The 12742-nt window shown below is 45.8% G+C and carries 12 protein-coding genes; 11 read left to right on the forward strand and 1 reads right to left on the reverse strand.

Features of this window, described 5'->3' with window-relative positions; genetic code table 11:
• Window positions 1-59: 59 nt before the first annotated feature.
• The 5 genes from BMW45_RS08650 to BMW45_RS08665 all read left to right on the forward strand — a co-directional run bounded on the left by BMW45_RS08650 (window position 60) and on the right by BMW45_RS08665 (window position 3854).
• Window positions 60-908, forward strand: a complete 849-nt coding sequence (locus BMW45_RS08650) for a sugar phosphate isomerase/epimerase family protein (RefSeq protein ID WP_092242292.1) — start codon at window positions 60-62, stop codon at window positions 906-908.
• A gap of 113 nt (window positions 909-1021) precedes the next feature.
• Window positions 1022-1711 carry a FadR/GntR family transcriptional regulator gene (locus tag BMW45_RS08655; RefSeq protein ID WP_166433304.1) on the forward strand — a complete coding sequence of 230 codons (690 nt, stop codon included), beginning with the start codon at window positions 1022-1024 and terminating at the stop codon, window positions 1709-1711.
• Window positions 1712-1827: 116 nt separating this feature from the next.
• The gene (locus BMW45_RS08660; protein ID WP_092242296.1) at window positions 1828-2601 is read left to right on the forward strand and encodes an SDR family oxidoreductase; all 774 of its coding nucleotides are present in this window, start codon (window positions 1828-1830) and stop codon (window positions 2599-2601) included.
• Between the two features lie 12 nt (window positions 2602-2613).
• Complete coding sequence (locus BMW45_RS27780) at window positions 2614-2769, forward strand: hypothetical protein (RefSeq protein WP_166433305.1); 156 nt, start codon at window positions 2614-2616, stop codon at window positions 2767-2769.
• Window positions 2770-2771: 2 nt separating this feature from the next.
• A complete protein-coding gene (locus BMW45_RS08665) occupies window positions 2772-3854 on the forward strand; it encodes an iron-containing alcohol dehydrogenase family protein (protein ID WP_092242302.1) in 1083 nt (360 codons plus the stop codon).
• Between the two features lie 133 nt (window positions 3855-3987).
• Here BMW45_RS08665 and BMW45_RS08670 read toward each other — a convergent pair whose 3' ends face one another.
• The gene (locus tag BMW45_RS08670) at window positions 3988-4764 is read right to left on the reverse strand and encodes a DeoR/GlpR family DNA-binding transcription regulator (protein WP_025230226.1); all 777 of its coding nucleotides are present in this window, start codon (window positions 4762-4764) and stop codon (window positions 3988-3990) included.
• A 357-nt stretch (window positions 4765-5121) separates the two neighbouring features.
• Here BMW45_RS08670 and BMW45_RS08675 point away from each other — a divergent pair, with 357 nt between their 5' ends.
• The 6 genes from BMW45_RS08675 (at window position 5122) to iolG (ending at window position 12673) form a co-directional block, all read left to right on the forward strand.
• Complete coding sequence (locus BMW45_RS08675; RefSeq protein ID WP_092242305.1) at window positions 5122-5970, forward strand: class II fructose-bisphosphate aldolase; 849 nt, start codon at window positions 5122-5124, stop codon at window positions 5968-5970.
• A 77-nt stretch (window positions 5971-6047) separates the two neighbouring features.
• Window positions 6048-7571, forward strand: a complete 1524-nt coding sequence (locus BMW45_RS08680) for a CoA-acylating methylmalonate-semialdehyde dehydrogenase (RefSeq protein ID WP_330390715.1) — start codon at window positions 6048-6050, stop codon at window positions 7569-7571.
• A 117-nt stretch (window positions 7572-7688) separates the two neighbouring features.
• Window positions 7689-8723 carry a 5-dehydro-2-deoxygluconokinase gene (gene iolC, locus BMW45_RS08685; RefSeq protein ID WP_092242308.1) on the forward strand — a complete coding sequence of 345 codons (1035 nt, stop codon included), beginning with the start codon at window positions 7689-7691 and terminating at the stop codon, window positions 8721-8723.
• A gap of 21 nt (window positions 8724-8744) precedes the next feature.
• Window positions 8745-10676: a 3D-(3,5/4)-trihydroxycyclohexane-1,2-dione acylhydrolase (decyclizing) gene (iolD, locus tag BMW45_RS08690; RefSeq protein ID WP_092242311.1), complete on the forward strand. Its 1932-nt coding sequence runs from the start codon at window positions 8745-8747 to the stop codon at window positions 10674-10676.
• Window positions 10677-10730: 54 nt separating this feature from the next.
• Entirely contained in the window at window positions 10731-11630 is a 900-nt protein-coding gene (iolE, locus tag BMW45_RS08695) for a myo-inosose-2 dehydratase (RefSeq protein ID WP_092242314.1), read from the forward strand.
• A 29-nt stretch (window positions 11631-11659) separates the two neighbouring features.
• On the forward strand, window positions 11660-12673 hold the full coding sequence (gene iolG, locus BMW45_RS08700) for an inositol 2-dehydrogenase (RefSeq protein WP_025230220.1): 1014 nt from the start codon (window positions 11660-11662) through the stop codon (window positions 12671-12673).
• Window positions 12674-12742: the final 69 nt, after the last annotated feature.

The raw sequence follows: 12742 nt of genomic DNA on the forward strand, positions 1-12742 counted from the left end.
TCCCTTTATGCCTAAAGTGCATGGGCAGCAAATAGGAAATGGAAAAAGGAGAAACGATTATGTGGGATGGTATTCTATTATCTGGTTTTGCAGATGAAATCGATATGGATTTAGGAAAACAGATTGAAGTATTAAAGAAGCTTGATATTCATCATGTAGAGATGCGGGGCGTTAACGGCAAGGGCCTGGTCGAGTATTCGATCAATGAAGCAAAGGAAATCAAAAAGCAGCTTGATGAGGCAGGCATCCGTTTATCTTCCGTTGGTTCTCCTATTGGAAAAATAAAAATTACCGATGATTTTGCCCCTCACATGGAGCTTTACAAGCATACGGTGGAAATCGCCCATTTGATGGATGTTACATACATCCGTATGTTCAGCTTCTTCATGCCAGAAAATGAAAGCTATACTCCTTACCGGGGAAAGGTCATGGATCAGCTGGGACAGTTTGTTGATTACGCAAAGACCAGCCAGGCCGTGCTTCTTCATGAGAATGAAAAGGATATTTACGGAGATGTGGCAGACCGCTGCCTGAAAATCATGAAGGAATTCTATGGGGATCATTTTAAGGCAGTCTTTGACTTTGCAAATTTTGTTCAGTGCAAGCAGGATACTCTGGAAGCTTATGAGATGTTAAAGCCCTACATTGCCTATATCCATGTAAAGGATGCCCTGTGGTCTGATGCCAGTGTGGTTCCGGCAGGCATGGGAGACGGACATGTGGAAGAAATCTTAAAAATGCTCAAAAACTGTGGATATAAGGGATATTTATCTCTGGAACCTCATTTAAGCGATTTTGCAGGATTCAGCGCTTTGGAGCAGAATGCAGCAAATAAGAAAAAATTGAGCGGAGAAGAGGCCTACACCATGGCCTATGAGTCACTTAAGAAAATACTTGAATCAATTTAACGATATCCCATATTCCTGCCGACTGGCTTATAAATGCAAGAGTGAGAAAAGAAAATGTCACTTGTAATTTGTCTGACAAGCTGTTATAATGCATCTCAAGGAGATTAATGCTTATGAAGATTCAAAAATCGAATGTAACAGCTCAGATTATTGAATATATGAAATCCAACATTGAAAACGGCATCTGGAGAGCCGGTGAGATGATTCCGTCGGAGCATGTTCTTACTGAGGAGCTTTCCGTATCTCGGGCAAGTATCCGTACGGCGATTCAGCAGTTCATTGCATTGGGACTGATGGAGAGCCATCATGGAAAGGGAACTTATCTTATTTCAAATGATATGTCCGTCTTTCGGAAAACCGGCAGAAAAGATCATTACTATAGCATGGAAGACATTGTCCAGTCTCTTCAGTATCGAATTATCGTAGAGAAGGGGACGGCCCAGTTGGCAGCGGAGCATATCACTCCGGAGGGGTTAAAGCGGCTGGAAGCTTATCTTGATGAGATGAAACGAAGTGTGGGAGATTCGGATGGGTTTGTGCGCAGCGATATGATGTTTCATCAGGAGATTTCAGAAGCCTCCGGTAATCTGCTGCTTAAGCACGGTTTGTGTGAAGTGCTTACAAACACGAGAGAGTACCATCATCAGCTGAATGAGCTGGTTGGATATAAAAACGGCATCTATTATCATACGATGATTCTGGAAGCGCTTAAGAATCGGGATGGGAAAAAGGCAGGACTGCTGATGGAAGAGCATCTGCAGACTTCCATGAAAGATGCGCTGGACTCAGAAACTGAATCATAGTTCATTATATTTTAGCCCCGGCATGACGAGCCGGGGCATAAGATAGAAGATACTTGTCAGACGACTAACAAGATGAAAAGCAAGTTAAGGTATTGGAGGAAAAGGAGAACAAAGGGATGGAAATTAAAAATTACACAGATTTAACCGGGAAAAAGGCAATCGTAACAGGTGCGGCACAGGGATTGTGTCATGGAATGGCGGAAGGCCTTTTGGAAGCAGGAGCAGAAGTCTGCATCATTGATATCAGCCCAAAGACTCTGGAGGCAGCGAGAGAGTTTTGTGACAGAGGTTACATTTGCCACGGCGTGATTGCGGATCTGGGAGATGATGATGACCTGGAGAACGGCTTCCATGCTGCAATCACCGGCATGGGTGGGCATCTGGATATTCTGGTCAATGGTGCAGGTGTGCAGAAGCGTCATAAGTCAGAAGAATTTCCCATTGAGGATTGGAATTTTGTAATCAATATAAACTTGAATGCCGTGTTCAAGCTCTGCAAGCTTGCCGGGCAGCAGTTCTTAAAACAGCAGAGCAAAGGAAAAATTATCAACATTGCTTCTATGTTGTCCTTTTTTGGTGGTTATACCGTGCCTGCATATGCGGCATCCAAGGGAGGCGTGTCACAGCTTACAAAAGCTCTGTGCAATGAGTGGGCAGCTGCGGGTATCAATGTCAATGCACTGGCACCTGGTTACATGGATACGGAAATGAACGCTTCACTGACAGAACCGGATAACCCAAGATACAACGAGATAACGGACCGTATCCCGGCACATGTATGGGGGACTCCGGAAGATATGAAGGGACCATGCGTTTTTCTGGCATCAGCAGCCTCCGATTATTTGAATGGTGCGGTTATTCCAGTAGACGGCGGATATCTGGTCCGGTAAGGAGGCTTTCCTATGATAGCTGGAAAGTTTACAAAAGAACGAATGGAAGGCTGGAGATATATTTCTGCAAAAGACAGAGGACTGCATGAGGTAATTTCACAGGGGGATACAGATTCGGCCATGACAGAATGTAACTGGATTAAAAGGTTGGAAAGGAATGGACAGTGATCATGAAAAGACGAACATCGATTTATTTGCCGCAGTTTACGGTTGGTGAGGAGGCGTTTTCAGCATTCGGTGATGAGATGAGAAAATACGGAACCAGAGTGGCAGTGGTTTATGGCGAAAAGGCATGGGATGCATCGAAATCTTATGTTTTGCCTGCATTGCAGGCAGCAGGACTTATCGTAACGGCAGAAATGCTTTACGGCAAGGACACAACCTTTGAAAATGTGGAACGAATCCTTGCAATACTCAGCAGTCAGGAAATCCATATGATTCTTGCCGTTGGAGGGGGAAAATGCATTGATACGGGTAAGGTAATTGGGGATAGAATGGGAAAGGCTGTGTTTACGGTTCCATCCATCGCATCAAACTGTTCTCCGGTAACAAAAATCAGCATTATGTATCATAAGGATGGTTCCTTCCGTGAGATCGTAAAACTGAAGTCCGTGCCGTCTCATTGTTTTATCGATCCACGTATCATATTGGCGGCTCCGACAAAATTTCTCTGGGCAGGGATTGGTGATGCGATGGCGAAAAATGTGGAATCCGAGTGGTCTGCCAAATCAGGCGAACATCTGGACTTTGGCAGCGAGTTTGGCATCACAGCCGGTAATATGTGCTTTTTTCCGATGGTTCGGGAAGGAAAGCAGGCACTGGAGGATGCGAAAGCAGGAAAGGTAAGCGAGGCATTGGTAAATACGATTTTAAATGTCGTAGTAGCTCCTGGTGTCACTTCGGTATCGGTTCAACCGGATTATAACGGCGGGGTCGCACATGCGTTATTTTATGGACTGACAAAGCGTAAAAGTATCGAAAAGAATCATCTGCATGGTGAGGTTGTGTCCTATGGCACCCTGGTAAACCTGATTCTCGATCAGAACTGGGATAAGTTTAAGAAGGCTTATGAACTGAATCGTTCCATCGGTCTTCCGGTCTGTCTCGCAGATCTGGAGCTGGACCGCAGTGATTCGCTTGAGGATGTATTGGAGGCAACGCTGGCAAATCAGGAACTGACCCATACACCTTATCCGGTTACAAAAGAAATGATATACCACGCAATTCAGGAGTTGGAAGATTATAAAAGTTAAACCACTTATAATAGACACAGGGAATGCCAAATAGCAACAGCAGCACCTGTGTCTTTCTTTTATTTTCCGCCGGTTATCATATTAACATAAGAGTTGGGAGATTCTCTCCACACCGAATAGATAAAGCTTTCATCTACGATTCGGGAGCGATTTGGATGGCACAGTCCTGATCTTTGCAGTAAGAACTGAATTCATCATCAGGCATCTGTTCCGTCAATATACAATCAAACTGACCGATCTCTCCGAAGGTCATAAGAGAGGTACGCCCAAACTTTGAGGAATCTGCCAGAAGATAATGCTTCTGGCTCTTTTTTAACGCCGTTTTCTTAATGATGTATTCCTCTGTGGAGGCGTTGCAAACTCCGGCCTGAAGGGAAATTGCGGTGCAGGCCATAAATGCCCGGACAATGTTATAATCCTCCAGGTATTCCACGCAGGAGCTGCCCACTAATGAAGCAGTATCCCTTTTTAGGGATCCTGGCAGGACGATTAAATTGATGTTGGGATAATTCATGGATTTATTGATGACCTGGAGGCTGTTGGTAATGACAGTGACCGTACTTAAATGGGCCAGGTGATCCACAATGCCCATGGTGGTGGTCCCGCTGTCAATAAATATGATATCCCTCTCCCGTACAAAGGAAGCGGCCAGTGCAGCAATCCTCTGTTTACTTTGGGCATTTCTTCCGGCACGCTCATGGAAGGTGACCAGATTCGGGATAGGGGACGCATTTTCGCATGCAATGACGCCGCCGTAGACTTTTTCCACGGTGCCGCGGGCGACAAGGATCTCTAAGTCCCGGCGAAGGGTGTTTTTTGAAATTTTAAATTCTTCACACAGAGTATCAATGGAAGCCGTTCTGTGCTCCAGTATATATTGCTCCAATTGGTCGATTCGGGAAATTCTCATAGGTGTACTCCTTGCTCAGCTGCCTCTCTGGCATACTGTTATAGAAAGATTATAGCAGATGTACAAAAAAATATCAAGAAGTAACCAACACTTAACCATTATTTATAAAATAATAGAGGAATGTCTTGACTGGCATCGAAATAAGTGCTAAAATATGACCATAACATTACATGAATGAAATCAAAATATAACCATAAAGAGAAAGGGAGAGGAAAAATCTTATTGTCATTGATGAAATGGTGGTGGGACAGGAAATGTGATTTTCTCCTTCCATGCCAGAAAAGAGATGATTAGGGATGTTGCGGCGGAGATTTTCCACAGTCAGTGGGATGGAAGCCCGGATAAAGGAGAAGAAGTATGGGATTAGTAAAAATGAAGGAATTGCTGAATCAGGCCTCAGAAAAAAACAGGGCGGTTGGAGCCTTCAGTGTGGGAAACCTTGAGATGGTGAAGGGAGCTGTGAGGGCAGCTGAAGATATGAGTACCTCCATTATCTTACAGATTGCGGAAGTGCGTCTTCCTCATTCCCCGCTGACTCTGATGGGGCCCATGATGGTGGAGGCAGCGAAGAATGCAAAGGTCGATATCGCAGTTCATCTGGATCACGGCAAGACCATTCAAGTGTTAAGACAGGCTTTGGATTATGGGTTCACCTCCGTGATGATGGATGGTTCTAACCTTCCCTTTGAAGAGAATATGGCAAAGACCCTAGAGGCAGTCAATCTCGCCAGGGTATATAGAGCGACTGTAGAAGCAGAGCTTGGCCTGGTGGGCGGAAGCGAGGATGGGAGTACGGATGAGGGAATCCGATGTACCAATCCTGACGATGCCAGAACATTTTGCATGAGGACCGGTGTGGATGCACTGGCAGTAGCAATCGGTAATGCTCACGGCAATTATCCGGTGGCTCCCAGACTGGCTTTTGATGTACTGGAAGCCATTGATCAGAAGACTGATGTTCCTCTGGTTCTTCACGGCGGGACCGGAATTACTCCAGAGGACTTCCGGAAAGCCATAGGCCTTGGAATCCGGAAGATCAACATTGCAACAGCCAGCTTTGACAGTCTTACATATGAAGCTGCAAAATATCTGGAATCTGAAGGAAAGCATGATTATTTCGGACTGAATGAAGCGATGGTCCGGGGAGTGTATGAGAATGTAAAGCAGCATATCCGGATCTTTAACTGTGTGGAGCCGCTTACATAAATCAGTATGATATCATTAAAAACCGCTTAAACAAGCCGTTTTTCATAACGCTTTGTATGTTAAGCGAAGAGAAAGGAATGGACATAAAAATGGGAGAAGTAAAAAAATTAATGTTTCTTGTAAATGGTCAATGGAAGGAATCGAAGACAGAAAAGTATTCTAATGCGTACGATCCCAGTACCGGTGAAGTAATTGCCAAGGTGCCTTGCTGTACTCCTGCAGAAGTGGAAGAAGCCGTGGAGGCAGCCAAAGCGGCGTTTCCATCCTGGTCATCTACCCCTGTGATTAAAAGAGTTCAGGTACTTTATAAGCTCAGGGATCTGCTCATCGAGCATATGGATGAACTGACCATGCTGGTAGCAAAAGAAAACGGCAAAAACTGGGAAGAGGCTCAGGGCGATGTACTGAAAGCCAAAGAAGGAACCGAACAGGCCATAAGTGCTCCGTCACTGATGATGGGAGACAGCCTGATGGACGCTTCCAGCGGATTTGATACGGTTCTGTACCGTATGCCTCTTGGAGTATTTGCCGGCATCGTGCCATTTAATTTCCCGGCAATGATACCTATGGGCTGGATGACCCCTATGTGCATCGCCTGCGGAAATACCATTGTACTGAAAGCCGCATCCTTTACCCCTCAGTCTTGTATGCGTATAGCAGAATTGTATAAAGAAGCAGGACTGCCGGACGGCGTTATTAATATTGTCACCTGCTCCAGAAACGAAGCAGAGATTCTTCTCACTCATCCCGACATCAAAGGGATCAGCTTCGTAGGTTCCACATCTGTGGGTATGCATATCTACTCGACTGCTGCGGCCACGGGTAAGAGAGTTCAGGCTCTCTGCGAAGCAAAGAACCATGCTCTGGTTTTAAATGATGCACCGGTCAAGAGGGTAGCGGCTGGAATCATTAATTCCTCTTTCGGATGTGCAGGAGAAAGATGTATGGCTCTCCCTGTTGTGGTAGTACAGGAGGGAATTGCCGATGCTCTTGTGGCGGAAATAATCGCTCAGGCCAAGACTCTTAAAGTGGGTCCGGCGTATGATAAGAGTTCGAAACTCGGTCCGGTGGTAAATCAGGCTCATAAAGATTCTATTGTGAAGTGGATCGAGACAGGAATAGAAGAAGGCGCAGAGCTTGTACTTGATGGACGGGACATTGTTGTTGAAGGTTATGAAAGCGGCTTTTATTTAGGGCCGACGATATTTGATCATGTGGCTCCCGGCATGAGTGTAGGGGAAAAAGAAATCTTCGGACCGGTGCTGTGCATCAAGAGAGTAAAGACTTTTGAAGAGGGATTAGAGATCATGAATGCCAATCCATATGCAAATGGTTCTGTTATCTTTACGCAGAACGGTCACTATGCCAGAGAGTTCGCCAGACACACCGACGGTGGTATGATCGGTATCAATGTGGGAATTCCGGTTCCAGTTGGAATGTTTCCTTTCAACGGCAAGAAGCTGTCATTTATCGGAGATCTGCACTGCTTAGGCAAAGATGGATACAGATTCTTCACAGAAAATAAAGTTGTCACCACCAGGTGGTTCGACGAAGAGACCGGAGAATCCACAAACGTAAATACCTGGGATGGTACAATCTAAAAGAAGCCGGCCAATGATAGAAAAAACGCCCTGCAAGGCGGATTAAGACCTTGCAGTGTGTTTTTTCGTTCCAAAAAATGGTTGCCGCATGCAAAACGGGATGGGAGAGATGTAACGATGGAATATGTAAAATTTGACGAAACCAGAGAAATGGACATAATTCTTCTTGGAAGGGTGGCAATTGATTTTAATCCGGCTTACAATGAGTATGTGAAAGAAGAATTCAAACCGTTAAAGAAAGTGCACATGTTTGAAAAGTTTGTAGGCGGTTCTCCGGCTAACATCGCCGTGGGTGTAACAAGACATGGCATGAGGGCGGGATTCATCGGAAAAGTATCGGATGACCAGTTCGGTGAATTTGTTGTGGATTATTTTAATGAACAGGGGATCGATACCTCTCATATTACAAAGTGTAAAAATGGAGAAAAGCTGGGACTGACTTTTACAGAGATGCTCTCTTCCAGTGACAGCAATATCCTGATGTACCGGAACTGCATTGCTGACTTGCAGCTGGATGTAGAAGACATAGACGAAGCATATATCAAAAAGGCAAAAGCAATTCTCATATCAGGTACGGCACTTGCACAAAGCCCGTCAAGAGAAGCAGCCCTTAAAGCGGTCATGCTGGCGAAGAGAAACGATGTCAGAATTATCTTTGATATCGATTACAGAGCCTATAACTGGAAAAATGAGGATGAAATCTCCATATACTACTCTGCAGTTGCCAAAGAAGCTGACATAATCATGGGCTCAAGAGAAGAATTCAACTTAACGGAGAAACTGATCAGACCAGGCATGACAGACGAGGAAAGTGCGGCTCTTTGGCAGGGATATCGTGCCAGGATCGTGGTCATTAAGCATGGAATGAAGGGGTCTACGGCTTATACTTATGACGGACAGTCATTTTCCATCAAACCGTTCCCGGTGGAAGCCAGAAAGGGATTTGGCGGCGGCGACGGTTATGGTTCCGGGTTCCTCTACGGCCTGTATCAGGGCTGGGTTATCATAGACTGTCTGGAGTTTGGTTCGGCAGAGGCCTCCATGATGGTAAAGAGCAATAACTGTTCGGATTCCCTTCCGACTCCGGAGGAGGTACATGCATTTATAAAAGAAGAAAAGGAAAAGTTTGGTGAAATGATTGCCCGTGTATAAAAATATAAAGGAGAGCGGAACATGTCAAAAACAATAAGAATGACAACAGCACAGGCACTGGTGAAGTTCCTGGATAACCAGTATGTTTCTGTCGATGGAGTGGAAACAAAGTTCGTTGAAGGTATTTTTACTATTTTCGGTCATGGAATCGCGGTTGGTTTAGGAGAGGCTCTGGATACGGACCCCGGTCAGCTTAAGGTGCTTCAGGGAAGAAATGAGCAGGGGATGTGCCATACGGCCATTGCCTTTTCAAAACAGAATAACCGGAAGAAAATCATTCCGTGTGCCTCATCCGTGGGACCGGGTGCGGCTAATATGGTAACAGCTTGTGCAACCGCAACGGTAAACAACATTCCGCTGCTGGTATTTCCGGCCGATACCTTTGCCTCCAGGCAGCCTGATCCGGTATTGCAGCAGCTGGAACAAAGCAGCAGTCTTGCGATCTCAACCAATGATGCGTTTAAACCAGTGTGCAAATACTGGGACCGGATCACCAGACCGGAGATGATCATGAGCGCTTTGATTAGTGCCATGCGTGTGCTTACAGATCCGGCAGAAACCGGAGCATGCTGCATTGCCATTTGCCAGGATGTAGAGGGAGAATCCTATGATTATCCGGATTATTTCTTTAAGAAGCGGGTCCACAGGATTACCAGGCCTCTTGCGGTAGAAGAAGAACTGGATGAGATCGCAGATATCCTTTCAGAGGCAAAGAAGCCGTTTGTTATCGTAGGCGGAGGAGTCCGCTACTCTGATGCAGGAGAAACTGTAGAAAAATTCTGTGAAGAATTTAACATACCCTTTGGAGAAACCCAGGGAGGAAAGAGTGCCTGTAAATCAAGCCATCCCTATTGTCTGGGCGGCATCGGAGTCACAGGTACCTATGCCTCCAATGTAATTGCAAAGGATGCAGATGTGGTGATCGCCATAGGAAGCAGGCTGAGTGATTTTACAACAAGCTCAAAGTGGCTGTTTAAAAGAGATGACGTCAGATTTATTACCATCAATAACAGCAGGTTCCATGCATACAAGATGGATGCAGTCAAGGCAGTGGGAGATGCGAAGGTTACCGTTCAGGCGCTGGCGGAAAAGCTTAGGGAAAAACAGTATGTGTCTCAGTACAAAGACGAGATCGCCGATGCGAAAAGAAAATGGGATGAAGAGATGGTGCGTTTGGGAAGCATTGAATACACCGGAGATGATTTTGAACCCAACATAAAAGCAAGGGATCCCAGGACGATCCCGGAGTTTGTCCGGTTAACCAATGGAAGGCTCACCCAAACCGCTGCACTTGCAGCAATCAGAAGGGTCATCGATGAAGATGCTACCATCATCACGGCAGGGGGCTCCCTTCCAAGCTGTATGCAGCGTATGTGGACGACTGATAAACGGGGCGGATACCATGCAGAGTACGGATACTCCTGTATGGGGTATGAAGTGGCAGCCACCCTGGGTGTTAAATTTGCGGAGCCGGAAACGGAAGTTTACTGTGTTGTCGGCGATTCCAGCTTCCAGATGTTACATAGTGAAATTATGACCATTATGCAGGAACGGCAGAAGGTCAATATTCTGATATTTGATAACTGCGGCTTTGGCTGCATCAATAATCTGGAGATGAACCATGGGATCGGAAGCCTTGCCACGGAATTCCGCTATACGGACGGGAAGAAGCCTTCAGGGGATTTAATTCCAGTTGATTATGCCAAAATCGGGGAGGGGTATGGTCTGAAAGCTTATACCTGCAGAACCACCAAAGAGCTGGAAGAGGCTCTGGAAGATGCCAAAAAACAGGAAAGGGCCTGCCTGTTTGATTTAAAGGTGATCCCCAAAACCATGACGGATGGTTATGAATCCTGGTGGAACGTAGGAATAGCCACAACCTCGGAAAAGAGCAGTGTGAGAGAGGCGTGGGAAAAAGTCTTAGAAGGAAGAAATGAAGCCAGAAAGTATTAATCTGCTGCAATGCCGGCGGAATAAAAAATTATATGACAGGGAAGGGATGCAAATATGTTAAACAAGGAGAAAGTGAAATTAGGAATTGCACCGATTGCATGGACCAATGATGATTTGCCGGATCTGGGGAAAGAAAACACCTTTGAACAGTGTGTCAGCGAAATGGCTCTGGCAGGCTTTACCGGTTCCGAGGTGGGCAACAAATATCCAAGAGATGTGGAAGGTTTAAAAAAGGCTTTGGACCTTCGGGGCGTAGAGATCTGCAACGCATGGTTTTCCACCTTTTTAATCAGCAGGCCCTATGAGGAGACGGAAGAAGGATTTGAAAAGCATGTGGCGTTCCTTGCATCAATGGGAGCTAAGGTTGTAGGCGTTTCCGAGCAGAGCTACAGCACACAGGGGATTTTAGACCAGCCGGTGTTTGAAGGAAAGCATGAGATGGATGACAGAGAATGGGAGCTGCTTTGTGAAGGCTTAAACCGCCTTGGAAAGCTTTCCAAAGAAAAATACGGGGTGGCTTTAACCTTCCATCATCATATGGGAACCGTTGTTCAGAGTGCTGCAGAGGTGGAACGCATGATGGCGAACACGGACCCGGAATATGTAAGCCTTTTGTTTGACAGCGGCCATTTTGCATACTGCGGTGAGGACCCGGTTGCTATGGTGGAAAAATATGTGGGACGCATCAAGCATGTTCATTTAAAAGATATCCGTTCAGAGATTGTAAAAAAAGTAAGAGAAGAAAAGTTGAGCTTCCTGGCAGGGGTACGGGCAGGTGCATTCACCATTCCAGGAGACGGCTGCGTAAACTTTGATCCTATTTTCAAGGTGCTGGAGGATGCTTCCTATGAGGGTTACATGGTAGTGGAAGCAGAACAGGATCCTGCAAAGGCAAATCCTCTGGAATATGCTATACGCGCAAGAAAATTCATTACTGAAAAAACCGGTCTTTAAGAATAAGAAAAGAGAAGGAGAAGAAAATTATGGTAACTGTAGGAATTATCGGAGCAGGAAGAATCGGAAAGGTACATACAACCAGCATCTGCAACCTTGTAAAGAACGGAAGGATCAAGACCATTGCCGATCCATTCATGAATGAGGAAACAGACAAATGGGCAAAAAGCATGGGAGTTCCTAATACTACCAAGGATTATAAGGAGATTTTAGCAGATCCGGAGATCGACGCCGTATTGATCTGCTCTTCCACCAACACCCATTCCCCCATTTCAGTTGAGGCCATTAAAGCAGGAAAGCATGTATTCTGTGAAAAACCAATTGACCACGACATTGATAAGATCAAAGAAGTGATTGAAGCCTTAGAGGGCAGTAAGATAAAATATCAGGTAGGCTTTAACCGCCGCTTTGACCACAACTTTGAGGCAGTTAGAAATGCGGTTGCAGCCGGAAGGATCGGAGAGCCTCACATCATCAAAGTGACATCCAGAGATCCAGAGCCGCCCAGCGCAGAGTATGCGGCAGTATCCGGCGGCATGTTTTTAGACATGACCATTCATGATTTTGATATGGTCCGTTATCTGGCAGGCTGTGATGCAGAGGAAATCTACGTTCAGTCCGCAGTGCTTGTGGACCCGGCCATCGGAGAAGCAGGGGATGTGGATACCGCAGTCATTACCTTAAAGATGGAGAACGGAAGCCTGGCAGTTATTGATAATTCCAGAAAGGCCGCTTATGGCTATGACCAGAGAGCAGAGGTATTCGGCTCCAAGGGAATGGTGGCAACCTCCAATGATACCGAATCCAGCGCAGTATTAAGCACTGCCGATGGCGTTACCGGTGAAAAGCCCCTTTACTTCTTCTTAGAGCGCTATATGCAGTCCTTTGCAAAGGAAGTGAACTGCTTTATTGAGGCCATTGAGAATGATACCGATACTCCTCTTGGCGTAGTGGATGGATTAAAACCTGTATTAATGGGCATTGCTGCCAAAAAGTCTGTACAGGAGCACAGACCTGTGAGAATTTCTGAAATCATGATGTAATGAACGCAAGAGAGCGAAGATGAGCTCGCTCATCGGCGCGAACGGTGAATGCCGCTTAGGGACCGAAGG

The organism is Lacrimispora sphenoides (assembly GCF_900105215.1).
In the GTDB taxonomy this organism is placed as follows: Bacteria; Bacillota; Clostridia; order Lachnospirales; family Lachnospiraceae; genus Lacrimispora; species Lacrimispora sphenoides_A.

What these genes read in the sequence shown, in the direction of transcription:
- BMW45_RS27780 (WP_166433305.1), top strand. Translation starts at nt 2,614, where the DNA reads ATGATAGCTGGAAAGTTTACAAAAGAACGAATGGAAGGCTGGAGATAT.
- iolD (WP_092242311.1), top strand. Translation starts at nt 8,745, where the DNA reads ATGTCAAAAACAATAAGAATGACAACAGCACAGGCACTGGTGAAGTTC.
- BMW45_RS08675 (WP_092242305.1), top strand. Translation starts at nt 5,122, where the DNA reads ATGGGATTAGTAAAAATGAAGGAATTGCTGAATCAGGCCTCAGAAAAA.
- BMW45_RS08650 (WP_092242292.1), top strand. Translation starts at nt 60, where the DNA reads ATGTGGGATGGTATTCTATTATCTGGTTTTGCAGATGAAATCGATATG.
- BMW45_RS08660 (WP_092242296.1), top strand. Translation starts at nt 1,828, where the DNA reads ATGGAAATTAAAAATTACACAGATTTAACCGGGAAAAAGGCAATCGTA.
- iolG (WP_025230220.1), top strand. Translation starts at nt 11,660, where the DNA reads ATGGTAACTGTAGGAATTATCGGAGCAGGAAGAATCGGAAAGGTACAT.
- iolC (WP_092242308.1), top strand. Translation starts at nt 7,689, where the DNA reads ATGGAATATGTAAAATTTGACGAAACCAGAGAAATGGACATAATTCTT.
- BMW45_RS08655 (WP_166433304.1), top strand. Translation starts at nt 1,022, where the DNA reads ATGAAGATTCAAAAATCGAATGTAACAGCTCAGATTATTGAATATATG.
- BMW45_RS08670 (WP_025230226.1), bottom strand. Translation starts at nt 4,764, where the DNA reads ATGAGAATTTCCCGAATCGACCAATTGGAGCAATATATACTGGAGCAC.
- BMW45_RS08680 (WP_330390715.1), top strand. Translation starts at nt 6,048, where the DNA reads ATGGACATAAAAATGGGAGAAGTAAAAAAATTAATGTTTCTTGTAAAT.
- BMW45_RS08665 (WP_092242302.1), top strand. Translation starts at nt 2,772, where the DNA reads ATGAAAAGACGAACATCGATTTATTTGCCGCAGTTTACGGTTGGTGAG.
- iolE (WP_092242314.1), top strand. Translation starts at nt 10,731, where the DNA reads ATGTTAAACAAGGAGAAAGTGAAATTAGGAATTGCACCGATTGCATGG.